The organism is Streptomyces sp. NPDC054956 (assembly GCF_053609185.1).
This window is the reverse complement of record NZ_JBSGXB010000113.1, coordinates 1-21,574: the sequence shown is the minus strand read 5'-3', so window position 1 is coordinate 21,574 and position 21,574 is coordinate 1. Positions and strand designations below refer to the sequence as shown.

General features: G+C 71.2%; 29 protein-coding genes and 2 pseudogenes. 22 read left to right on the top strand and 9 right to left on the bottom strand.

Annotation, left to right across the window (positions count from 1 at the left end; translation table 11 throughout):
- Positions 1-90 precede the first annotated feature (90 nt).
- On the top strand, positions 91-1,026 hold the full coding sequence (gene opcA, locus ACWGDE_RS19335) for a glucose-6-phosphate dehydrogenase assembly protein OpcA (protein WP_453390202.1): 936 nt from the start codon (positions 91-93) through the stop codon (positions 1,024-1,026).
- On the opposite strand, the gene ACWGDE_RS19330 is transcribed toward opcA, so the two are convergent.
- A complete protein-coding gene (locus ACWGDE_RS19330) occupies positions 972-1,448 on the bottom strand; it encodes a cupin domain-containing protein (RefSeq protein WP_453390201.1) in 477 nt (158 codons plus the stop codon). The genes opcA and ACWGDE_RS19330 overlap by 55 nt on opposite strands.
- Positions 1,449-1,548: 100 nt before the next feature.
- The gene (locus tag ACWGDE_RS19325) at positions 1,549-2,169 is read right to left on the bottom strand and encodes an HhH-GPD-type base excision DNA repair protein (protein ID WP_453390200.1); all 621 of its coding nucleotides are present in this window, start codon (positions 2,167-2,169) and stop codon (positions 1,549-1,551) included.
- Positions 2,170-2,268: 99 nt separating this feature from the next.
- Here ACWGDE_RS19325 and ACWGDE_RS19320 point away from each other — a divergent pair, with 99 nt between their 5' ends.
- On the top strand, positions 2,269-3,081 hold the full coding sequence (locus ACWGDE_RS19320; protein ID WP_453390199.1) for a VOC family protein: 813 nt from the start codon (positions 2,269-2,271) through the stop codon (positions 3,079-3,081).
- A gap of 82 nt (positions 3,082-3,163) precedes the next feature.
- Here ACWGDE_RS19320 and ACWGDE_RS19315 read toward each other — a convergent pair whose 3' ends face one another.
- Positions 3,164-3,517: a DoxX family protein gene (locus ACWGDE_RS19315; RefSeq protein ID WP_453390198.1), complete on the bottom strand. Its 354-nt coding sequence runs from the start codon at positions 3,515-3,517 to the stop codon at positions 3,164-3,166.
- A gap of 147 nt (positions 3,518-3,664) precedes the next feature.
- Here ACWGDE_RS19315 and ACWGDE_RS19310 point away from each other — a divergent pair.
- Together ACWGDE_RS19310 and ACWGDE_RS19305 are read left to right on the top strand one after the other, a co-directional pair.
- Positions 3,665-3,868: pseudogene (locus ACWGDE_RS19310) on the top strand (TOBE domain-containing protein); the annotation flags it as partial.
- A 56-nt stretch (positions 3,869-3,924) separates the two neighbouring features.
- Positions 3,925-4,362: a PucR family transcriptional regulator gene (locus tag ACWGDE_RS19305; protein WP_453390197.1), complete on the top strand. Its 438-nt coding sequence runs from the start codon at positions 3,925-3,927 to the stop codon at positions 4,360-4,362.
- On the opposite strand, the gene ACWGDE_RS19300 is transcribed toward ACWGDE_RS19305, so the two are convergent.
- A complete protein-coding gene (locus ACWGDE_RS19300; RefSeq protein WP_453390196.1) occupies positions 4,307-4,708 on the bottom strand; it encodes a TOBE domain-containing protein in 402 nt (133 codons plus the stop codon). The genes ACWGDE_RS19305 and ACWGDE_RS19300 overlap by 56 nt on opposite strands.
- A 156-nt stretch (positions 4,709-4,864) precedes the next feature.
- On the opposite strand from ACWGDE_RS19300, the gene ACWGDE_RS19295 reads away from it, so the two are divergent.
- The gene (locus ACWGDE_RS19295; protein ID WP_453390195.1) at positions 4,865-5,707 is read left to right on the top strand and encodes a universal stress protein; all 843 of its coding nucleotides are present in this window, start codon (positions 4,865-4,867) and stop codon (positions 5,705-5,707) included.
- A 30-nt stretch (positions 5,708-5,737) separates the two neighbouring features.
- On the opposite strand, the gene ACWGDE_RS19290 is transcribed toward ACWGDE_RS19295, so the two are convergent.
- Both ACWGDE_RS19290 and ACWGDE_RS19285 read right to left on the bottom strand, forming a co-directional pair.
- Entirely contained in the window at positions 5,738-7,486 is a 1,749-nt protein-coding gene (locus tag ACWGDE_RS19290) for an aspartate:alanine exchanger family transporter (RefSeq protein ID WP_453390194.1), read from the bottom strand.
- 117 nt (positions 7,487-7,603) lie between these two features.
- On the bottom strand, positions 7,604-8,272 hold the full coding sequence (locus ACWGDE_RS19285; RefSeq protein WP_453390193.1) for a TetR/AcrR family transcriptional regulator C-terminal domain-containing protein: 669 nt from the start codon (positions 8,270-8,272) through the stop codon (positions 7,604-7,606).
- A gap of 97 nt (positions 8,273-8,369) precedes the next feature.
- On the opposite strand from ACWGDE_RS19285, the gene ACWGDE_RS19280 reads away from it, so the two are divergent.
- Positions 8,370-9,488 (top strand): serine hydrolase domain-containing protein, encoded by a 1,119-nt coding sequence (locus ACWGDE_RS19280; protein WP_453390192.1) that lies wholly within the window; start codon positions 8,370-8,372, stop codon positions 9,486-9,488.
- A gap of 12 nt (positions 9,489-9,500) precedes the next feature.
- Here ACWGDE_RS19280 and ACWGDE_RS19275 read toward each other — a convergent pair whose 3' ends face one another.
- Complete coding sequence (locus ACWGDE_RS19275; RefSeq protein ID WP_453390191.1) at positions 9,501-10,217, bottom strand: winged helix-turn-helix transcriptional regulator; 717 nt, start codon at positions 10,215-10,217, stop codon at positions 9,501-9,503.
- Positions 10,218-10,346: 129 nt separating this feature from the next.
- Between ACWGDE_RS19275 and ACWGDE_RS19270 the strand changes: the two genes are divergently transcribed.
- From ACWGDE_RS19270 to ACWGDE_RS19260, 3 genes are all read left to right on the top strand, one after another.
- The gene (locus tag ACWGDE_RS19270; protein WP_453390190.1) at positions 10,347-11,732 is read left to right on the top strand and encodes an FAD-binding oxidoreductase; all 1,386 of its coding nucleotides are present in this window, start codon (positions 10,347-10,349) and stop codon (positions 11,730-11,732) included.
- 328 nt (positions 11,733-12,060) lie between these two features.
- Positions 12,061-12,507: a GntR family transcriptional regulator gene (locus tag ACWGDE_RS19265; RefSeq protein ID WP_453390189.1), complete on the top strand. Its 447-nt coding sequence runs from the start codon at positions 12,061-12,063 to the stop codon at positions 12,505-12,507.
- Positions 12,508-12,518: 11 nt separating this feature from the next.
- Positions 12,519-13,088: an HD domain-containing protein gene (locus tag ACWGDE_RS19260; RefSeq protein ID WP_453390188.1), complete on the top strand. Its 570-nt coding sequence runs from the start codon at positions 12,519-12,521 to the stop codon at positions 13,086-13,088.
- Here ACWGDE_RS19260 and ACWGDE_RS19255 read toward each other — a convergent pair.
- Both ACWGDE_RS19255 and ACWGDE_RS19250 read right to left on the bottom strand, forming a co-directional pair.
- Positions 13,076-13,549 (bottom strand): NUDIX hydrolase, encoded by a 474-nt coding sequence (locus ACWGDE_RS19255; RefSeq protein ID WP_453390187.1) that lies wholly within the window; start codon positions 13,547-13,549, stop codon positions 13,076-13,078. The genes ACWGDE_RS19260 and ACWGDE_RS19255 overlap by 13 nt on opposite strands.
- The gene (locus ACWGDE_RS19250) at positions 13,546-14,316 is read right to left on the bottom strand and encodes a helix-turn-helix domain-containing protein (RefSeq protein WP_453390186.1); all 771 of its coding nucleotides are present in this window, start codon (positions 14,314-14,316) and stop codon (positions 13,546-13,548) included. Before ACWGDE_RS19250 ends, ACWGDE_RS19255 begins: the two co-directional genes overlap by 4 nt.
- Positions 14,317-14,775: 459 nt before the next feature.
- Between ACWGDE_RS19250 and ACWGDE_RS19245 the strand changes: the two genes are divergently transcribed.
- The 13 genes and pseudogenes from ACWGDE_RS19245 to ACWGDE_RS19185 all read left to right on the top strand — a co-directional run.
- A complete protein-coding gene (locus tag ACWGDE_RS19245) occupies positions 14,776-15,024 on the top strand; it encodes a hypothetical protein (protein WP_453390185.1) in 249 nt (82 codons plus the stop codon).
- A gap of 63 nt (positions 15,025-15,087) precedes the next feature.
- Entirely contained in the window at positions 15,088-15,558 is a 471-nt protein-coding gene (locus ACWGDE_RS19240; protein WP_453390184.1) for a transcriptional regulator, read from the top strand.
- An 86-nt stretch (positions 15,559-15,644) separates the two neighbouring features.
- Positions 15,645-15,941, top strand: a complete 297-nt coding sequence (locus ACWGDE_RS19235; protein ID WP_453390183.1) for a hypothetical protein — start codon at positions 15,645-15,647, stop codon at positions 15,939-15,941.
- Positions 15,938-16,126, top strand: a complete 189-nt coding sequence (locus ACWGDE_RS19230) for a hypothetical protein (protein WP_453390182.1) — start codon at positions 15,938-15,940, stop codon at positions 16,124-16,126. Before ACWGDE_RS19235 ends, ACWGDE_RS19230 begins: the two co-directional genes overlap by 4 nt.
- A complete protein-coding gene (locus ACWGDE_RS19225) occupies positions 16,123-16,968 on the top strand; it encodes a DUF2637 domain-containing protein (RefSeq protein WP_453390181.1) in 846 nt (281 codons plus the stop codon). The genes ACWGDE_RS19230 and ACWGDE_RS19225 overlap by 4 nt, the downstream gene beginning before the upstream one ends.
- Positions 16,965-17,345, top strand: a complete 381-nt coding sequence (locus ACWGDE_RS19220) for an RRQRL motif-containing zinc-binding protein (protein ID WP_453390180.1) — start codon at positions 16,965-16,967, stop codon at positions 17,343-17,345. Before ACWGDE_RS19225 ends, ACWGDE_RS19220 begins: the two co-directional genes overlap by 4 nt.
- On the top strand, positions 17,342-19,552 hold the full coding sequence (locus ACWGDE_RS19215) for a cell division protein FtsK (RefSeq protein WP_453390179.1): 2,211 nt from the start codon (positions 17,342-17,344) through the stop codon (positions 19,550-19,552). The genes ACWGDE_RS19220 and ACWGDE_RS19215 overlap by 4 nt, the downstream gene beginning before the upstream one ends.
- A 139-nt stretch (positions 19,553-19,691) precedes the next feature.
- Positions 19,692-19,943 (top strand): hypothetical protein, encoded by a 252-nt coding sequence (locus ACWGDE_RS19210; RefSeq protein WP_453390178.1) that lies wholly within the window; start codon positions 19,692-19,694, stop codon positions 19,941-19,943.
- Between the two features lie 28 nt (positions 19,944-19,971).
- Positions 19,972-20,169 (top strand): hypothetical protein, encoded by a 198-nt coding sequence (locus ACWGDE_RS19205; protein WP_453390177.1) that lies wholly within the window; start codon positions 19,972-19,974, stop codon positions 20,167-20,169.
- Between the two features lie 34 nt (positions 20,170-20,203).
- On the top strand, positions 20,204-20,392 hold the full coding sequence (locus ACWGDE_RS19200) for a hypothetical protein (protein ID WP_271244202.1): 189 nt from the start codon (positions 20,204-20,206) through the stop codon (positions 20,390-20,392).
- 10 nt (positions 20,393-20,402) lie between these two features.
- Positions 20,403-20,852 (top strand): hypothetical protein, encoded by a 450-nt coding sequence (locus tag ACWGDE_RS19195; protein ID WP_453390176.1) that lies wholly within the window; start codon positions 20,403-20,405, stop codon positions 20,850-20,852.
- Positions 20,853-20,863: 11 nt separating this feature from the next.
- On the top strand, positions 20,864-21,154 hold the full coding sequence (locus tag ACWGDE_RS19190) for a hypothetical protein (RefSeq protein WP_453390175.1): 291 nt from the start codon (positions 20,864-20,866) through the stop codon (positions 21,152-21,154).
- A gap of 85 nt (positions 21,155-21,239) precedes the next feature.
- A pseudogene (locus ACWGDE_RS19185) lies at positions 21,240-21,574 on the top strand (DNA methylase); the annotation flags it as partial.

Genomic DNA, 21,574 nt, shown 5'->3' with positions numbered 1-21,574 from the left:
TCCGGGCTCCGCCCGGGGAACGGTGGAAGGGCGGGCAGGGGACGGGCCAATCCGTACCGGCGGACGCCCACGGGCTGCGAGACTCGGAGCATGCGGACCGAACTCACCGATACGACCTCAAGCAAGGTCAACCTGGCCCTGCTCGACGCGCGACGGGCCATCGGGAGCCCGACCATGGGGCTCGTGCTCAACCTCCTCGTCGCCACCGACGAGGAGAACGCGTACGACGCCGTCCGGGCCGCCTCCGAGGCCTCGCGCGAGCACCCCTGCCGGATCATCGCGGTGATCAAGCGGACCGCGCGCGGCTCGCACCGGCTGCGGCAGAACCGGCTCGACGCCGAGCTGCGCGTGGGCTCCGACGCCGGGTCCGGGGAGATCGTCCTGCTGCGCCTGCACGGGTCGCTCACCGAGCACGCGGGCTCCGTGGTGCTCCCGCTGCTGGTGCCGGACGCCCCGGTGGTGGCCTGGTGGCCGGCCGACGCCCCGGACGCACCGGCGCGGGACCCGCTGGGGGCCCTCGCACAGCGGCGCATCACGGACGCCGAGGCGGCCGCCGACCCGGTCGGGGCGCTCGACGTGCGCGCCGGGGCCTACGCGCCCGGTGACACCGACCTGGCCTGGACCCGCCTCACGCCCTGGCGGTCCCTGCTCGCCGCCGCCCTGGACCAGAAGCCGCTCCCGGTGACGGGCGCGGCCGTGGAGAGCGAGCCCGGCAACGCGAGCGCCGAGCTGCTGGCCCGCTGGCTGGAGGACCGGCTCGGCGTGCCCGTGGCGCGGGTGGCCACCGAGGGCCCGGTCATCACCAGCGTCCGGCTGGAGACCACGGGCGGCGAGATACGGGTCGACCGCCCGGACGGGGTGCTGGCCACCCTGCTGCTGCCGGGCAGCCCCGACCGCAAGGTGGCCCTGAAGATCCGCAGCAGCGCCGAGCTCATCGCGGAGGAGCTGCGCAGGCTCGACGCCGACGAGATCTACGCTTCGGCGCTGCGCTTCAGGCGGCCGGCCCAGGCCTCGCTCTCCGCGTAGTGGTTGTCGTACACGGGCTGGCTGTCGATGATGTCCTGCACCGTGGCCTCGCCGGCCCGGACCCGGCCGAGCAGCCGGTAGTAGTCGAAGCGGGCCATGCCCGGGGTGAAGCCGACGAAGACCTCGGCGGTGCTGTCCGCCGCCGGGGCGAAGGCGTGCTTCACACCGGGCGGCACCGCGAGGAAGTCGCCCTTGGCCAGGGTGTGTATCTCGTCGCCCACGAGGACGTCGAGCCGGCCTTCCGTGACGTGGAAGAACTCGGTCGCCTTGGTGTGGAAGTGAACCGGCGCGCCGGCCGCCCCGACCTCGAAGATCGCCGTGTTGCAGGTGAGCTCGGGGGTGTCGGTGAGCAGCGTGATGAGGCTGCCGGGGCCGTCGGAGATGGTCTCGGCCGTGGTCGCGCGCGTCAGGTTCTCAGTCATGATCACGATCTTAGGCCGCGGGTCCGACAATGCCCGGGACGCTCGCCCGAACGTGTAATTCCGTTTGCCTGGAGCCCTGTTGGCGCCCCGAGGGGCGGTGTCACGCCGTCCCCTTGGCCGCCTTCGCGGCCGCCTTCGCCTCCTGCTTGTGCGCCCGCACCTTGGCCAGTGACTCGGGACCGGTGATGTCGGCCGCCGACCGGTACACGTTGGCCGGCCCGTAGCCTCCGGCCGCCTCCCGCCAGCCCTTCGGCCGCACCCCGAACCGCTTGCCCAGCAGCGCCAGGAAGATCTGCGCCTTCTGCTCCCCGAACCCGGGCAGTGCCTTGAGCCGCCCGAGCAGTTCGGCGCCCGTCGCCACGTCGGCCCACACCGTCGCCGCGTCCCCTCCGTAGTGCTCGACGAGGTACGCGCACAGCTGCTGCACCCGCTTCGCCATGGATCCCGGGTAGCGGTGCACGGCCGGCTTCTCGGAGAGCAGCGCGGCGAAGGCCTCCGGGTCGTAGGCGGCGATCGCGTGCGCGTCGAGGTCGTCCGAGCCCAGCCGGGTGGCGATCGTGTACGGGCCCGAGAACGCCCACTCCATCGGCACCTGCTGGTCCAGCAGCATCCCGACGAGCGCGGCGAGCGGGCTGCGGCCGAGCAGCTCGTCGGCGTCGGGCTGCTGGGCGAGCCGGATGGCGACGGCGGCGCCCTCGGCGTTCCTGTCTTCCTTGTCCATGCCTCCAGGGTCCCGCGCGGTGGCGCTCCCCGCGCGGTTGTCAGACCCCGCGCCTAGCGTGAGAAACGACAGATACGGCGACACAGGAGTCGATCGATCATGGCTGAGTTCCCGGAAGGCGCACCCTGCTGGGTGGACGCGATGTTCTCCGACGTGGAGGGCGCCAAGTCCTTCTACGCCGATGTGCTGGGCTGGACGTTCGGTGAGGCCAGCAGCGAGTACGGCAACTACACGCAGGCCTACTCGGACGGCAAGGCCGTGGCCGCCGTCGTGCCCCCGATGCCGGGCGCGGAGGGGGCTTCGCAATGGTGTCTGTACTTCGCCTCGCCCGACGCGGCGGCCACCGCCGAGAAGATCAAGTCGGCCGGTGGCGAGGTGCTGATGGAGCCGATGCAGGTCGGCGCCTTCGGCACGATGGCGATCGCCAAGGAGCCGAGCGGCGCGGTCTTCGGCGTCTGGCAGCCGGGCGAGCACAAGGGCTTCGAGAAGATCGGCGAGAGCGGGGCGTACGCGTGGGCGGAGGTCTTCACGCGGGAGCCAGACAAGGCGGACGGGTTCCTGCCGAAGGTCTTCCCGTACGGGGCCCAGCAGATGGAGGCCGGTGACGACCCGGAGATGGCCGGGATGGACTTCAAGGTCTTCAGCGTGGGCGGCCCGGAGAACCCGGTGCTGGGCCGGATGAAGATGGGGGACGAGTTCCCGCCGGAGATCCCGTCGTACGTCCAGGTCTACTTCGGCGTCCCGGACTGCGACGAGGCGGTCGCGAAGACCCAGGCCCATGGCGGCAAGCTCCACTTCGGCCCGATGGACAGCCCGTTCGGCCGCTTCGCGGCGGTGACGGACCCCCAGGGCGCGGCGTTCGCGGTGATCGACATGTCGAAGACGGTCGGCGAGATGCCGAAGTTCACGTAGCGGGTCCGGACACGCCCGACGGGCAGGGCTCCGGCGTCTTCCGGAGGCCCTGCCCGATCGGGGGTGTGGACGGGGGCGCGCACTAGGCCGCGAAGCCGAAGCCGAGGGCGAAGGCCGCGACGACCGGAGCCATGTAGATCACCGGGAAGGGGATGTGCTTGTACGAGCGGGCACGGATCACGGTGATCACGGCGCCGGTGTAGTAGAGCACCAGGCCGATGCCGGCCGCGATGCCGATGAACGGGACGAAGAGGCCGACCAGCAGGCCCAGGGCTCCGGCGGCCTTCAACGCGCCGAGCGGGGTCCACATGGCCTTGGGGACCTTGTACTCCTCCATGGCCTCGACGACCCACGAGGCGCGGGTCAGGAGCGAGTAGCCCGAGAAGCCGGTCATGGCGGCGGCGACGATGGCGACGATGGTGGCGGCGATGTTCATGAGGGGCTCCTCGGCAGTCGGTGAGGTCGGTGTTTTTTGCTTTCACCGCATTGACCCGCGCCGCCCGGCAGGTGTGACAGGAACCCGGAAATTTCTTTTCGAGCCCCCGGTCCGTACGAAGCGTCTACGTAAGAGGTCGAACCAGTCATGACCATGAGCATCCGCAATCAGATCGCCGGCACCGTCACCGCCGTCACCACCGGTGAGGCCATGGCGACGGTCAAGGTCCGCCTGGACGGCGGGCAGGAGATCACGGCCGCCATCACCGCCGACGCCGTCAAGGACCTCGGCCTCGCCGAGGGCTCCGCGGTGAAGGCTCTGGTCAAGGCCACCGAGATCAGCCTCGCGACCGCCTGAGCCCGCGGGATACCGGTCCCACCGGTCCCGACCGGAAGGCTGCGCGAGCTGTGTCCGCTGCTCCGGGCCTGCGCGGACCCGGCGGCCGACGGGGAGGTTCCGGTCCGCGGGGTCGAACAGCTGGACACCCTGGCGGAGCTGCTGGCGGGGGTGCCGCCGGAGGTGGGCGGGGTGTTCGGTTCGCGGACGCTGGGGGCGCTCGGGGACGGGATGCTGCGCAGACGCTGGAGGTGTTCCTCGCCAACAACTGCTCGTGGACGCGCACGGCGGAGGCCCTGCACCTGCACGTGAACACCGTCCACTACCGGATCGAGCGGGTGGAGGCGCTGACCGGCCGCGACCTGTCGCGCCTGGACCACAAACTGGACCTGTACGCGGCGCTGCGCTGCGGCCAGGCCGACCCGGTCGCTGGGCGGGTCCGGTGGCGCCCGCTCAGAACGACAGGTCGATGTGGACGTCCGTGGACTTCACCCGGGCCGTCACCGTGACCCCCACCGCGATCCCGAGCTCCTCGACGGACTCCCGGGTCACCACGGAGACGACGCGGTGCGGGCCCGACTGGATCTCGACCTGCGCCGCGACCTCGTCCAGGCGGACGGCGGTGACGATCCCGGCGAAGGAGTTGCGCACGGAGGTGGCGGCGGGAGCCTCGGGCACCGGATGCAGCCCAGCGGCCCGCTCCTTGGCGAAGGCGGCCAGGTCGACCCCGTCCACGGTCCGCACCCCGTCGGCGGCACGGCGCGCGGGCAGCCGCCCCCCGTCGGCCCAGCGGCGGACGGTCTCGGGACTTACGCGCAGCAGGCCGGCGGCCTGCCCGATGGAGTACGACGGCACGTGCGCAGCCTAGTGCCGCCGCCTCCCCGGGGCGGCGGCGGAAGCCCCTCGGTGAAGTTCGCGAAGACGTCAAAAGCGGATAAAAGAAGCGAGGGGCGTAGCGTCGTAGGAGCGACCAGGAAATGGCCGCGGCATGTGTGAAGAAGGGTGCCGCCGATGTCCGTCCCGCCTGTCCTCCCCTTCCTCGTCGGGTTCGACGGGTCCTTCCGAAGCCTGGCGGCCGCCCGCTGGGCGGCCCGTGAGGCCTGGTCGGCGGGGGCCGAGCTCCGGCTGCTGCACGTCGGCCAGGCCTGGCCGAGGATCCAGCCGATCTCCCCCGAGTTCCAGCCCGTGCTCGGCGAGAGCGAGCTCGCGGTCGTGTCCGTCCTGTCGGCGCTCGCCGAGGAACTCCGCTCCACCTACCGGGGGCTCGCCGTCGAGACGGCCACCGCCGAGGGCGGACCCGGCAACGAGATCCCGCGCGCGGCCGCCCGGGCGAACGCCGGGCTGATCGTCCTCGGCGCGAGCGGCCGCAACCACCACGTGGTCCCGCTGCTCGGCTCCACCGCCCTGCACGTGGCGGGGCGCGCCGAGGTCCCCGTCGTCCTGGTCCGCGAGCCGGCCGAGCGCACGCCGCGCGGGCGCGGGGTCGTCGTCGGGGTGGACCCCGCGGGCGACCACGGAGCCGTACTGGACTTCGGGTTCGCGTGGGCCGCGGCGCACGGGCTGCCCCTGCGCGCGGTGCACGCGGTGCCCACCGGGTCCACGCAGGCCACGGGCTCTTCGCAGGAGGCCCTCGAAGCGACGGTGGCCGCGGCCTCCGCGAACCACCCCGCGGTGGCGACCGAGTGCGTCGTCCGCCCGGGCGACGCCCAGCACGTCCTGGTCGACGAGTCTGCGGCGACCGACCTCCTGGTCGTCGGCCGCCGCCGTCACCGCCCCCTGCACGGCATGGGTCCCACGGACCACGCGGTGGCCCACTACGCCCGCAGCCCCGCGGCCCTGATCCCCCACGGCTAGGCCGGGTCCTTCGGATCAGGCGGGCAGCCCTCAGCGGCGCAGGAGGACGATCACCGAACCCCACATCGTCAGCAGGATGTTGCCCAGGGCGTACGGGACCGTCGTGCCCAGGGCCGGGATCTGGCTGCGGGCGCGCTCCGTGAGCGCGCCGAGGGCGGCCGTCGTGGTCTGGGCCCCGGCGAGGGCGCCGAGCAGGATCGGCAGGGGCAGCCGCTGCACGAAGTGCCCGTACGCGAATCCGGCGAGCAGGGGCACGGTCGTGACGGCCGCGCCCCAGACCAGCAGCGGCCAGCCCGCCTCGCGCAGGCCGGGGACGAAGCTCGGGCCGGCGTTGAGGCCGACGACCGTGACGAACACGCACAGCCCGAGCGTGCCCATCAGCCACTGCGCCGCCGACGGCAGGTTCCCGTACGTCGGGTACTTGCTGCGGATCCAGCCGAAGACCAGGCCCATCAGCAGCGCGCCGGTGGAGGTCGACAGGGACAGCGGGGCGCCCGCCGCGTGCAGGGCGGGGATGCCCAGGCAGCCGCCGAGGAACAGCCCGAGCGCGATCCACACCATGTCCGTCGCGAAGCTGGTCGGCACCGGTTTGCCCAGCCGCTCCGCGGCCGCCTCCACGCGCTTGCGGGGCCCGGTGAGCACGAGGGTGTCCCCGCGCTCCACGGTGTTGTCGAGCCGGACCCGCAGATCGGAGCCGGCCCGCCAGTGCTCCTCGACGAAGACGCCCGGCATGAACTCCTCGTGGCGCAGGGTGCGGATGGTGCGCCCGCTCCGCCCCTGCCCGCCGCCACCCGGCCCGCCCGGCCCGTTGCCGTTCCGGTCGGTGATGACCACGTGCAGGGATTCCGTGCGGTAGGCGAGGAGTTCGAAGTCGTCCGTCTCCATCCCGATGTGCGTGCGCGCGTCGTACGCGACGAGGTCCCCGCGGACCGCGCTGACGGCCAGTACGTCGCCGAGCTCGATCCGGGTGTCCGGGGTGTGCTCCAGGATCTCCCCGGCCCGGCGCAGCCGGGTGATGTAGACGCGCCGGCCCGCGGCCTTCTGCTCGGCCTCGAAGTCGCCGATGGTGCGCCCGGCGAAGGCCGCCACGTCGACCTCGTAGGCGCGCAGCACGTGCTTGTAGTAGCCCTCCCCGGCGTCCGGGTCGTTCTCGGAGGCCTCCAGGTCGGCGGCGAGTACGGCGCTCTCGGCCGCGAGGTCCCTGCGCAGGAGGCGGGGCAGCACGCCGGCGAGGAGCAGCGCGGGCAGGACCGTACCGAGGGGGTACGTGACCGCGTAGGCGACGGCGATCAGGTGCGCCTGGTCCCGGGCCTCGCCGGGATCGACGCCTGGCAGGTGCGAGATGGCGTCGGCGCCGACGCCGATGACGGCGGACTGGGTGAGCCCGCCGCCGAGCAGACCGGCGGAGAGGCCGGGCCCGTATCCGGCGAGGGAGGCGAAGGCCCAGGCGGTGGCGAGGCCGGTGACGCAGACGATGACGGCGAGGACGACCTGGGGGAGGCCGTCCTTGCGCAGGGCGCGGAAGAACTGCGGGCCGACGTCGTAGCCGAGGGCGAACAGGAACATGAGGAAGAAGACGGACTTGATCGGCCCGTCGATCTCCACCTTCGCCTGGGAGCCGATGACCAGCCCGGCGACGAGGCAGCCGGTGACGGCGCCGAGGGCGATCGACTTGTAGCGGAGGCGGCCGAGCAGGAAGCCCACGGCGATGGTCAGGAAGATCAGCAGCTCGGGGTAGGGCCGGAAGATCTCCGTCCTGAGCCAGTTCGTCCACGCCACCCGCACCCACCCGCTTCCCGCCGGCCGGCTACGGCCACTTCAGAGAACGGTATGTGGCGGTATGTCACCCCGCATGTCCGGCCGGCGTCCGGCCCGGCGGGATCAGTGAGGCGCGGCTCAGGAGCCGGCTCCGCCCCGCGAGGCCAGCCCGGCGGTGATCAGGCCCAGGCCGGAGCCGAAGGACGTCTCCCGGTCCGGAACGCCGTCGGCCAGCAGTTGGGCCAGGTGGGGGAGGCCCGAGACGTCGGGGGCCGCGCCGGGACCGTCCTCGGCGGCCGGCTGCTGCTGCTCCTGCAGGACGAATCCGGTGGTGTAGCTGAGGAGCGCGTCGCAGGCGTGGGCGGCGAGCGGCAGCGGGACCCCCGCGTCGCGCGCGATGCCGATGAGCCGGTCGGCGAGGGCGAGGGCGTGCCGTCCGGGTACGGCGTACCCGGCGACGAGGCGGGCGCCGTCGCGGTGGGCGAGCATCGCCCGGCGCAGGGCGACGGCCGCGGCCGTCAGCCGCTCCGCGGTGTCCGCACCCCCGGCGCCGCCCTCGCCGCCCTCGTCGCCATCCTCGTCGCGGCCCTCGGGTACCGGCCCGGTCAGGGCCTCGCCGACGATCCGGTCGGCCAGTTCGCGCAGCAGCTCGTCCTTGTTCTTGACGTGCCAGTAGAGCGCGCCGACCTTCACCCCGAGCCGCTCGGCGAGCTTGCGGGTGGACAGCTCGTCCAGGCCCGCTTCGTCGAGCAGGGTCATGGCCGCGTCGATCACGTCGGGTCGTCGTACCGGCACAAGGGCCCCCATCGCAGCAGAAGACGTTGACACCCGAACACTGCTCAAGTTAGCTTGAACACTGTTCGGGTTGAGCGGTGTTCAGGATAGCTGACGAGGGGAAACCGTCATGACCGATGTGCAGGCACGTGTGCAGAAGACCATCGACCAGCTCGTGGAGTCCGGCCGGGAGACCGGGATGCAGGTCGCCGCCTACCTGGACGGCCGGCAGGTCGTCGACGCGTGGAGCGGCACCGCCGACCCCCGCTCGGGCCGCCCCGTGGACGGGGACACCCTGTTCCACTCCTTCTCCACCGGCAAGGGCGTCACCGCGACCGTGGTCAACGTCCTCGCCGAGCGCGGACTGATCGGCTACGACACCCCGATCGCGCACTACTGGCCGGAGTTCGCCGCCCGCGGCAAGGAGCGCGCCACCGTGCGGCACGCCCTCACCCACTCCGCCGGAGTGCCCCAGCTGCCCGTGGACATCACGGCCGGCGACCTCTGCGACTGGGACGCCATGTGCGCCGTCATCGCGGGCCAGGAGCCCCTGTGGGAGCCGGGCACGGCCACCGGCTACCACGCCTGGACCTTCGGCTGGATCCTCGGGGAGACCGTGCGCCGGGCCACCGGCAGGACGCTCTCCCAGGTCCTGCGCGAGGACGTCGCCGGGCCGCTGGGCATCGCCGGCTCCCTCTTCTTCGGCGTCCCCGAGGAGGCCGCGCCCCGGCTGGTGACGCTGGTGGAGGGCAACTGGGCGGCGATGCTGGCCACCCTCCCGGACACCTGGCCCTTCTTCCGCGCCGTGCCGAACCGGGACGTGTGGCCCACCGCCGAGCTCGCCAACCGCCCCGGCTTCCTGCGCGCCGACGTCCCGTCGAACGGCACCATGACGGCGCGGGCGGCCGCGCGGATGTACGCCGCCCTGATCGGCGAGGTCGACGGCGTACGGCTGCTCCCGCCGGAGGGGACGGCCCGGATCTCGGCGGTGGCCACCGACGCCGAGGACCGGATGTTCGGCAACCCGGTGGCCAAGGGCCTGGGCTACTTCCTCGGCCTGCCGGAGGCGGGCGGCCGGCGCACCGCGTTCGGCATGAACGGCTCCGGCGGCAGCATCGCCTTCGCCGACCCCGAGCACGGCCTGGCCTTCGCCCTCACCTGCAACCGGCTGACCGGCGGCCCCGAGGACGTGGCGGCCCGCCTGGTGACCGACGAACTCCGCGCGGCCCTGTCCATCCCCACCGCCTGACCGCTCGGGTTCCTAGGGCGCCGGCCGGCCGGGGACCGGCGTGGCGGACGCGAGCACGCGGGGCTCGGGCCGTACGGGGGCGAACCGGCTGGGCGGGTGCAGGGAGAGGAAGGCACTGGCCAGCTCGCGGGGACCGGTCACCGAGATGAGCCCGGCCCGTACCTCCTGACCCCAGGTCGTCCAGCCCATGTGCCACCGGACGAACGCGGCCGGATCGGCGACGACGACCAGGTCCTCGTCCCCGCCCGGGCTGTGCACGCACACCTCGGCGCCACCGCGCTCGTACAGCAGCCAGAACCGGTTCGGGGGCCCGAGCGCGGGGAAGTCCAGGCGGACCACGGCGCGCCGGCCCGGGAGCGCGGCGCGGTCGGCATTGCGGCACATCGACCACAGCACCGGGTACGGATCGAGGTGCTCGGGCGCCAGTTCCAGCCACCGGGCACCCCACGCGCCGAGCGCCAGGCACACCTCCCACAGGCCCCCGCCGGCCTCGGTCAGGCGGTAGTGGACGGAGTGCCCCGGTCCCTGGTCGCGGCTGACCAGCCCGTGCCGCTGGAGCTCGCGCAGCCGGGCGGCGAGCAGGGTGCGGGACAGGCCCGGCGCCCCGCGCAGGATGTCGCTGAACGTCTCGCAGCCCAGCGCGAGGTTCCGCACGATCACCGGTGTCCAGCGCTCGGCGAACACCTCGGACGCACGGGCGATCGGGCAGTACTGCCCATAGCCGTGCACGCATCCCAGTGTGCGCCCGGCGCCGCGCCCCGGTCCAGATCCTGGACTTCCCGCGGGCACGCCGGAGCGGCGACGGTGGAGGTGCGGGGGCGAGCGCAGGCGAGGGGGGCCGGGCGGAGGCCGATGGTCATGTGGGAGATCCCAGGTTTCGCGGGGCGGCTCATCACGCCCCACGACACGGAGTACGACGAGGCGCGGGCGCTGTGGAACGGCGCGATCGACCGGCGGCCCGCGGCGATCGCCCGCTGCGGCGCCGCGGCCGACGTCCAGGCGGTGGTCCGGTACGCGCGCGGCCGCGGGCTGTCGCTGTCGGTGCGCGGCGGCGGGCACGGCGTCGGCGGCAACGCCGTGTGCGACGGCGGGCTGGTCGCCGACCTGAGCGGGATGCGCACCGTGGAGGCAGACCCGCGCACCCGGACGGCGACGGCGGCGGGCGGGGTCCTGTGGGGCGAGCTGGACCGGGCCACGCACCGGTTCGGCCTGGCGACCACGGGCGGGATCGTCACCCACACCGGCATCGCCGGCCTGACCCTCGGAGGCGGGCTCGGCTGGCTGATGCGGGCCCACGGACTGGCCGTGGACAACCTGCTCCACGCCGAGCTGGTGACCGCGGACGGAGAGCTGATCACCACCCGGGACCGGCCGGAACTGCTGTGGGCGCTGCGCGGCGGCGGTGGCAACTTCGGCGCGGTGACCGCCTTCCGCTACCGGCTCCACCCCGTCAGCGGGGTGCTCGGCGGTCCGGTGCTGTGGGCCCTGGAGGACGCACCCGGCCTGCTGCGCCACTACCGGGACTGGATCGCGGACGTTCCCGACGAGCTGACCACGATCGTCGGCCTGCGCAAGGCTCCCGCGCTGCCGGCCCTGCCGGAGGAGATCCACGGCCGGCTGGTGTGCGTGATCAACTCCTGCTGGTGCGGCCCGCCGGAAGCGGGAGCCGCCGTACTCGCCCCGCTGCGGGCGTACGGGCATCCGCTGGCCGACCTGACCGCGGTGCGGCCCTACCCGGAGCACCAGGCGCAGCTGGACGCGGTGGCGCCGCACGGCTGGCACTACTACTGGAAGTCCTGCGAGGTGGCGACGCTCGACGACGACCTGATCGACGTACTGGTCGAGCACACGGCCCGGGTCGGCTCCCCGCGCTCGTACACGCTGGTCTTCCACCTCGGCGGCGCGATCGCCGGGGTGCCCGAGGACGCCACCGCCTACCCCCACCGCACGGCGGGCCACGCCGTCATCATCGACGGGGCCTGGCCGGCCGAGGAGCCGGTGACCGACCGGGAGACGGCGTGGGTGCGCGACTTCTTCCACGCGGTCGAGCCCCACCAGGTCGGGGTGTACGTGAACTTCCTCGGGAACGAGGGCCGGGACCGCGTCCTCGCGTCCTACGGCGAGGCGAAGTACCGGGAGCTGGTGCGGATCAAACGGATCTACGACCCGGACAACGTGTTCCGGCACAACCAGAACATCGACCCGTCCCGCGCCCCGCTGATGGACGCCCGGAGCGGCCCCTAGCCGCGGAACGCGAAGAGCCCCGCTGCAAGCAGCGGGGCTCTTCGACTTATTGCCCGGTGAGAGCAATGGCGGAGGATACGAGATTCGAACTCGTGAGGGGTTGCCCCCAACACGCTTTCCAACTGTCCGCTTGGCCGTTCAGGGGCGTTCAGGGGAGTACGCGGGCCGTGTGAGCCGGGGGACCTGGCCGCCGGTGAACGGTGGTGCACGACGGCGTACTGGACAAAGACCAGGACAACGAGAAGCGGGGCCGGAACACCCCCCGGTCAGGTGCCGGGCCCCGTGGCACCCTTGGCAGCGAGCAACGGAGAGAGCGAGAGGAGCCCACGTGTCGGAGGCAAGTCCACGCGGAACCTACCTGGCTATTTCGGAGGCATTGCGTAAGGGGATCGAAGGGGGCGAGATCGTTGACGCGCTGCCGTCGGAGGCTGAGCTCGTCAGTACGCATGGAGTCGCCCGCAACACGATCCGTCGCGCGCTGAAGGTGCTCGAGGCTGAGGGTGTGGTTCAGTCCGCGCCCGGCAAGGGTTGGAGTGTGTCGCGGGGTGGCGACCGCCGATCCCTCGTGGAGCGGATGACGGACGTGATCACAGCGGATTCGCTTGCGGTCGGTGACGCCTACCCTTCCGAGGCCAAGCTCTGTGAGCGCTTCGAGGTCTCGCGTACGGCCGTGCGCCGCGCCATTGCCCAGATGGAGGGAACAGGCTTGCTCAACACTGTCCACGGCAAGGGGCGCACGGTTCGCGCCCTCCCCGCCCGCACAGGTCGGCCGTAGCCTTGGCCGTCATGGGACTGACCACGTGGGCGTACTCGCTCTCCGAATCGCTGCTGTCCGATCCGCTGCCGCGCCGCTGGGTGCACTCGCTCGGGGTAGCCGAGCGCGCCCGCTCCCTGGGGCCGATCCTCAACGCCGACGCGGAGCTGCTGGAAGCAGCCGCGGTGCTCCACGACATCGGTTACTCGCCGAGTCTGGCCACGACCGGGTTCCACCCGCTGGACGGGGCCCGGTTCCTCCGGGACCAGGAGGGCGTGGACGACCGGGTTGTTCGCCTCGTGGCGCATCACTCCTGCGCGCTCCTGGAGGCCGAGGAGCGAGGGCTTCGGCAGGAGCTGGAGAGCGAATTCGAGCTGGAGCGTCCGGACCTCGTGGACGCGCTGCTGTTCTGCGACATGACGACGACGCCGGACGGACTGCACACCACGCCGGCGCGACGGCTGGCAGAGATCGTGGAGCGGTACGGGCCAGACACGATCGTCGGCCGCTTCATCCAGCGGGCGGCACCAGAAATCCATGCCGCCGCAGAACGGGTTGAGACCCGCATGGCCAAGGCGGCTGCCGGGGATCAGCCGATGTAAGGCGCCTGCCGCGACTCGTCCAGGCCGTGCTGAATGCGCAGCCGCATGGACGGGTGAATGTCCAGGTCGTCGAGGTCCGCCGGGTCCATCCAGCGGACCTCTTTCGATTCGCTGCTGGTCCGCAGTGAACCGCCGGTCGGGTGGGCGCGGAAGCAGATCGAGAACTGCTGCCGGACCTCGCCGTCGTCGTACGCAAGCACGTGCTGAGGGTCGGTGTAGAGCCCCACGATGCCGTCGATCTCGACTGTGATCCCCGTTTCCTCCTCCACCTCCCGCACGACCGTGTCGCCGATGCTCTCGCCGATGTCGTGGCCGCCCCCGGGGAGCGCCCACAGGTCGTTGTCGGTCTTGTGGATGACGAGCAGCCGTCCGGCGTCGTCACGGACGACCGCTGTCACCGAGGGCACCACGGAGTTGGCCGCCGGCGCGTTGGGGTCGCGGAAGTAGTCGATTCGGCTCATGCGTGCGGACCTCCGCAGTCGGCGGGTGATGCGATGGGCCTGGCCGTTTCCCAGACCCGTTCGATGCTCTCAGCGTACGCATCGAACAGTTCGCCCCCTGGCACCCGCTGAATGTGCAGGACCGGGGCCATGTACGCACCGACCCCGTACAGGTGTCCGTTGGCCAGCATCTCGTCATCAGCCCGGTAGATCGAGTTGTAGAGGGTGGTGGCATGGAGCCTGAACTCGACCCCAGGGAGCCCAAAGAGTGGGCCGTAGTTGACGAGCGCGTTCCGAACCTTGCTGGCCATGGCGGGGCCGATCCCCTCGTCGGCGCCACGCACCGCGACGGCCGGGCTTTCAGGGTCGCCGAGCATGAAGCGGACAGAGACGCCGGCCGCTGACTTCTCCTTCACCACCTGGTGGAACGCGGGGTCTTCGGTGAGCCAGAAGCCCGAGTAGACGAGTACATCGAAGTGCGACTTCGCCTTTGCGTAGAGCTGGGGCCACAACCGGTTCGGTACGACGGAGCGATGCGGGTACAGCTTGATCAGCTCGGCGTTACCTGCCTCTGTGACCTCGGCAGATGTCCGTTCCTCTGGCCACAGGTAGGACACCTCGCACTGGAGGAGTGAGGCGGTGGCGTACTGGAAACGGCGGTAGGGCTTGCGCTTCGGATCCCCGATCCAGCGCTCGACAGTCTTCGCCGACACCCCCAATCGCGCTCCAACTTGATCGAGCGTTAGGCCGCTCTCGATGATCGCGCCGCGGAGTCGTTCGTTGGCCATGCCGTGTGCTCCCCCCCCCTGGGACGACTTGGTGCGACTTCACCGTAGCGAAGTCGTCCACAAGTCGTACATGTGCGGGGTCGATCGTCTTCGCCGCTGAAGCCAATCTGTAAGCAGAACGAGCGAGGGACTCGCAGAACCCCAAAAAGTCGAAGGGCTTGACGGAGCGAATCCTTCTCTGCATGATGAGGAACACGTAATATATGTTCCTCACGAAGCGCCCGGAGGGCCCCGTGAAACGGGCTCGAAGGAAGCGTCCGTTGCTTGAGAACTGAACAGGGTGAGGTAGCCGCCTCCGGTTAAAAGGCGGCCTGCGCGGCCAAGGTCCGCGCGTTCGACGTCCGCGGCTTTCGTGTTGCGGCCGGTTGCCTCCTCCGTCCGTCCGGCGCTCTTCGCGTCGTACGGGCGGGGTTGAGGGGAGCCGGATTCTGCTCCATCCCTTCTGACGTGGGAGTACCCATGAGCATCCGTGACGGGGAGGACCTCCCCGACCCGAGCACCGTGTCCGCTGACGCACTGGGCCGGATCCTTCTGGACCTGTCCGGTATCGCGGACGAGCTGGCCGCCCCGGTGCTGACCGAGGAGCTGCGGCTGGCCCAGTACCGGCGGATCGCGTTCCTCGGTGAGTGGATCACCAAGGCGGCCGACAGCCTGCACTACGACCTGGACCGCCACCTGAACCCCGAGGAGTTCGGCGAGGACGACTGACTCGCCCGAACGCCCGGCCCGTATCTGCTCGGTCCCCTTCGACATCTCTGGTCTGGAGTCTTCGTGCCCGCTGCAACGTTCGCTGCTGTTTTCGCCGCCCTGTACGTCGCTCACAGCGTGGGTGACCACTGGGTTCAGACCTCCCGCCAGTCCGTCGACAAGGGCAAGCCCGGTTGGACCGGCCGCCTTGCCGACGCCCGGCACGTCTTCACCCTCACCGTGACGAAGCTGGTCGTCCTGCTGCCGGTCGCGCTGCTGCTCGACCTGCCCCTGACGGCCGCCGGCCTGGCGGCCGGTCTCGGCGTGGACGCGGTGACGCACTGGTGGGCGGACCGCCGCTCGACCCTGGCCCGTCTGGCCAAGGCCTGTGGCCTGGAGGGCTTCTACAGCCTGGGCACCGCCGCCCACCCCGCCGCCCCGGTCACCGCGACCGGCAGCCCGGCCGCCCACCTGGGGACCGGCGCCTACGCGCTGGACCAGGCCTTCCATCACCTGTGGCTGCTGGTCGCCGCGCTGCTGATTGCCACCGTCTGAATCCCTTCCGCTTCTGGGGCGGTCGCCTCTCACCACAAGACCACGACCGCCCCGGGCCTGTCCCTTCGACTTCAGGAGCAAGGACCATGCGTACGTACATCGGCGGCCAGGAGGCCGTCAGCGTCAACGAGTTCATCGAGCTGGCCCTGGGCACTCCGCTGGAGCTGTGGCTCGGTGTGGAGGGTGAGAGTGCCGAGGAGCGCGCGGCCCGTCTGGACGCGGCCCGCGACATCCTCGCCGACAACCCGGACCTGCCGGACGACGTGAGCCGGGTCGCCGCCCGGGTGATCGAGGCCAACGCCCCGGAGCTGTTCAACGTCGTCCCGCTCATCCGGCCGGCGGCCCGCCGTCGGACCCGCTCCCGTAAGGGGGCCGCGGCATGAGCGCGAGCCTTCGGCGGTCCCTGGATCAGTACCTGATCTGGGCTGGTTCGCTGGCGGTGCTGGTGGCTGTACCGGGCGCCGTCGCGCTGCACGAAGCCTGGCTGCTGGCAGCCGCCGGGGCTGGCTGGTGCGTCCAGCATCTCGGCTGGGTCCGGCACCGCCGCGCGATTGGCGGTGCGGCATGAACCGCACCGCCAAAGGCTTGCTGGTCGCCGCTCTCGTCGGTGTGGTCGCGATGGCCTTCCGGGTTTCCTGGAACGCTCAGCGGGACGTGGCGCGGACGGTCGGCGCGGATGGCACGGCCGCCCTGCTCTACCCGTTCGTGGTCGACGGCCTGATGGCCCTGGCCTTGGTCGCCACCCTCGTTCTCACCGGCAAGGACAAGACGTTCGCGCTGCGGGTGCTGGCTGGGTACACGGTCGCCTCGCTGGTTCTCAACTACGTGCACGGACTGGTTCCCGAGTTGCACGGCGGTGGTCGGGTGCAGTTGGCCGACTGGGACCCTGCTAACTGGGTCCTCGTGCTGCTGGCGACCTCGCTCCCGGTCGGGTCCATCTTCTTCGGATCAGACCTCGTTGCGAAGGTCTTGCATCACCGACCGGCCCGGATCGCAGATCAGGATGAATCAGATCAGGCCACCGTAAATCGGTTGGGGTCTGACCTGCACGAGTCGACCGCCGCAGCCCCGGCTGCGGTGGCCGAACTGCCCGCCATTGAGTCGGCTGACCTCGTGCCGGTCGGGCTGTCGCAGTCGGCCCCGGCCATGGCCGTCGCTGCTGTGCAGCACGCTCCGCGTCGTGCGACTGGTCGGGTGCCGGAGTCGGCCCGTACGCCCCGACCGACCAGGACCCCGGATCAACTCCTCAGTGAGGCTCGGTCGGTTACCGCCGGGTGGCCGGACGTCGAGCTGACGGCGGAGGCGATCCGTAAGGCGGTCCGTACTTCGTCGGCCAACGGCCGCACCCTGCGCGACGCACTCAAGGCCGAACGCACCGCGGCGGCCGTGGTCGGGGCGGTGGCCGGATGAGCCTGACGCTCGCCCGATGCTTCGACCCGACCGGAGCCGTACACGGCATCCCCACCTTCCCGTGGCGCCTGGCCCCGGACGGACTCGCCACCCGCCGCCAGCTCCGCACCCTCGGGCTTCGTCCCGGCGGCCAGGACATCGCCGGTCAGGTCCTGCGCCCGCGGTTCAGGCGCGGCCCGCTGACCGCATTCCTGTACCGCGTCGACCGGGCCAAGCCCGTACGTCCGATGACTCCGGCCAAGACGGCCGCGCTGGCCAAGGCCAACACCGCCCGCCGCACCTGCCCCGAATGCCGGCGCGATGCCGGATACGTCATCCCCGCCCAGCTCGGCATGTGCATCCCCTGCGCTTACCCCGAAGGAGTCGAACCGTCGTGACCGAGATCAACCCGTTCCCGCACGCCGAAGGCCCGGAAGAGCACACGGCCAAGGTGATGCCCTTCCCCAAGAAGACCCCCGGACCTGACGCCCCCGGCGTGGGGGAGGTCCGGCCCGGTGAGTGGCAGGCCGAACTCCCCGACACCGACGACGAGTCCACAGACGTCGCCGACGGTGCTCCGGTCGACCCGCCCCGGACGGTCTACCCGCCGTCGGTGGCAGAGTGGATGCAGGCCCACGACAAGACCCGTCAGCCGGTCCTGCCGGACTGGGTGAAGCTCCCCGACCAGCGCGCGGCAGTACGCCGCTGGGCCGTACGCCACTACTCCACGCTGGTCGGCTACCACGCGCTCCGCCTTCCGCTGGTCTACACGCCGAAGATCGTGGCCTACGCCCCGCGCGGGGCCTGGCGCTGGTCGGCTGCGGCCGGCCGCTGGGTCTTCGACGCCGAGGGCAAGAACCTCCGGCTCGCGGCCGTCCGCGCCGAGGACGCAGGCGAGTACCTGAGCCTGTCCAGGCAGCGCAACGACCGGGTACGCCTTCGCGGCATCGTTGCGGCGGTCGCCGGGTTCGTCGGCCTGGCCGCCGCCCTGACCGTCTACGTCATGGCCCCGTCCTGGATGCTCACGCTGTCCATTGCCGCGCTGACCACCACGCTCGGCTTGGTCGGAGCCCCGGCGGACAAGCCGCTCATCGACCGGGCAAAGGTCACCTTCCGCAAGCGCCGCCTTTCCTCCGACATCATCACCCGCGCCTTCGCTGCGGCCGGCCTGACTGTCAAGGACCAGGGCATCGCCTTCCCCCGCCCGATCGGCCGGGACGGCGACGGCTGGCGGGTCGTGGTGGACCTGCCCTACGGCAAGACGTTCGAGGACGCGCTGAAGAAGCACGTGCCGCTCGCCTCGGGCATCGACATCTCGCCCACCCAGCTCTTCTTGGACCGCGACGAGACCAGCGCCCGCCGGGTTTCGATGTGGATCGCTGACCGCGACCCGCTCGCCGTCCCCGCCGGCCGTACCCCACTGCTGGGTGCCACTCGGGTGGACTTCTGGAAGCCGTTCCCCTGGGGCGTGGACGAGCGCGGTAACCCGGTCATGGCCACGATGCTCTGGCTGTCCCTGCTGGTCGGCGCCGTACCGAGGCAGGGCAAGACGTTCTCCGCCCGCTCCATCGTCCTTGCCGCTGCGCTGGATCCGTACGTGCGGATCATCTTGTTCGACGGGAAGGCCTCCCCGGACTGGCGCAGCTTCTCCAAGGTTGCCCACCGGATCGGGTTCGGCATCGTGCCCCGCAACGGCTTCGACCCCGTAGAGCACCTCATCAACGCCCTGATGGAGCTCAAGGCGGACGTCGAGGACCGCTACCACCGGCTCTCGGAACTGCCCCTGCACATCTGCCCGGAGGGCAAGCTCACCCCGGAACTCTCCCGGGACAAGAAGCTCAACATGCCCCTTACCCTCGTGGTCCTGGACGAGGTGCAGGAGTACCTGCAGCACCCCGTCCACGGCAGGACCATCCTTGACCTGCTGGTCTACCTCGCCCGGGTCGCGCCGGCCGTCGGGGTGTCGGTCATGAACTCCACCCAGAAGCCCGACGACCAGGCATGCCCCTCGGTCCTGCGTGACCAGCACCAGGCCCGGTTCTCCCTGCGGGTCGGCTCCTGGCAGGTCTCCGACGTCGTCCTCGGCGCCGGTTCCTACAGCGAAGGCCTGGACGCCTCCCGCCTCCTGAAGTCCCACAAGGGCGTAGGCCTCCTCAAGGGCATGAGCGACGACTCCGGCATCGTGCGCACCTACCTCGCCGACGGCCGCGACGCCGACAGCATCCTCACCCGCGCCCGCGCACTGCGGGAGGAGGAAGGCACTCTCACCGGCGACGCGATCGGCGAGGTCCCCGCGGCCCGCAGCGCGGACGCAATCCTGGACGACATCGCCACCGTCCTCAGTCGCTCTGAGGACAAGGTGTGGTCCGAGGTCATCGTCGACCGCCTCGCCGAACTCGACCCTGGTATCTACGGCCCGTGGGCGGAGCTGGAGGGCCGCGCGAAGGCCGACCAGCTCGGCACCGTCCTCAAGCCGTTCGGCATCAAGACCGACCAGGTGTGGGGCAAGACCGAGACCGGCAAGGGCGCCAACCGGCGCGGCATCGAGCGTCAGCACATCATCGACGCCATCACCAAGCGTGACAGGGAGCGGGTCGCGAACTAGCCCGGAGGGCCGCTAGGTCTAGCAACCCATGTCGCTAGACCTAGCAACCTCGCTAGCAACCCAAATGGCATCTGATCAGGTCGCTAGCGTCTAGCGGCCCACCTGCGAAAACCCCGAAAACTCGCCCCGGAGGGCCCTCATGAGCCTTGCCCTGCTCGCTAGCGCCTGCCTGCTCGTCGTCACCCTTGGTTACGGCGTCAAGTGCTGGCTGTCCCCGTTCGGCACCTGCCGCAAGTGCGACGGCGTCGGCCAGATCCTCAGGTTCGACCGCAAGGGACGACCCAAGCGCGGCAAGGTCTGCCGCCGCTGCCAGGGCCACGGCATACGCGTCCGCGTCGGCCGCCGCCTCCACAACCGCGCCGCCCGCATCCACCGCGCCGGCACCCGCTGAACCCCAACCCGCAAAGGGAGTAACCGTCATGGCCCGCGAAAAGTACGCGCTCACCGACCAGGACCCCCACAGCCCCAGCGAACTCGCCAAGGTGCTCTACCTCTCCGTCAAGGCCGTCCGCCGCCAGCAGCGCGGCAAGTCCAGCAAGCGCATCGAGAACGAGATCGACCGCATCCGCGAGCAGGCACAGGCCCGCGAAGACGCCCGCGCCAACCGCCGCAACTAGCCCCTCCTCCATCCCCGAACAAGGAGGCCTTCCTTTGGCCGTCACCATCACCCTCGTCGCCCTCTTCGGGCTTCTACTCGCGCTCCTCCTGCGCTCCAAGACCCTCGGCGTCGGCTCCGCCTTCGTCGCCGTGATGTTCGGCTTCTACCTCGCCTCCACCGGAGCCGCCCCCGCTGTCACCGAAGTCATCAACTCGCTCATCAACGCGATACCCGACCTTTAGGAGGCACCCCGTGAACCACCACGACCTCGCCCGTTGGGAGACCGCAGAGGTTCACCGGCCGGTCCCCGTGGCCCCAGCGCCGCTGGTCGTCCAGCAGCCGCACCCCATGCCGGACGTCCAGACGATCCAGCTTCCGGACGGCCGAATCATCACCGGCTACGCCATCGCCCCCACGAAGGCCCCCGAGCCCGTCGCGGAGCGGCCGGCCATCAACCCGCTCGCCGTCAACATTGCCCTCGGCGGCATCGGCTTCGCCGCGGCCTGCGGCGGACTGATGCTCCTGACCACCTTCATCGCCGCCGTCGCCGCGCTGATCCAGCAGCTCATCATCCTGGCCGCCGTCATCTTCGGCGGCTTCATCGCCACCCAGGTCCTCGGCACCAACCACGGGACCGGCAAGGGCGGGACGGTCGTCAACATCCGCAGGGCCGTCATCAAGCGCAACCACTTCCACAGCTGAAGGAGCCCTCTATGAGCACCAGCCCCACCCTCAGCACGAGCCAGCACCCCACGCTCCACACCCAGGTCGACGGGGCCCGTTACCGGCCCGAACGCCTCACGGTGATCTCGGTCCTGTCCCACATCCGCAGCGCCCGCAAGAGCCCGCAGAACGTGGACGCGGTGAACGTCTACGCGTTCACCGGCCGCGACGGCATCCCGCTCCACGTGGTCTACATCCACCACACGCCGGGCCGCTGGCACGGCGTGAAGGACGTGATCGACGTCTACGAGATCCCCACCGCCGCACTCACCGACCTGTAGCTGTGCCCGGGGCGGTCGCCTCTCACCACAAGACCCGACCGCCCCGGCTTCCCCAGTCCCTTCGCAGAAACAGGAGACCACCAGCATGACCCAAACCAGCCCCATCCTGCGAGCACACCAGCGCCCGGCCTTACTGGACCTGTTCTGCTGTGCCGGTGGCGCCGCCATGGGCTACCACCGGGCCGGATTCGATGTGACCGGCGTCGACATCATGGACCGATCGGCCCGGTACCCGTTCGCCTTCCGGCAGGGTGACGCGCTCGCGGTGCTCGCAGCGCTGATCGAGTCCGGGGAGATCGCGGCGTACTCGTTCATCCACGCTTCCCCGCCGTGCCAGGACGGATGCGCGCTGACCGTAGGCACCAACCGGTCCATGGGTTGGGGCCGCACCCACGTCCAGCTCATCCCCGAACTGCGGGT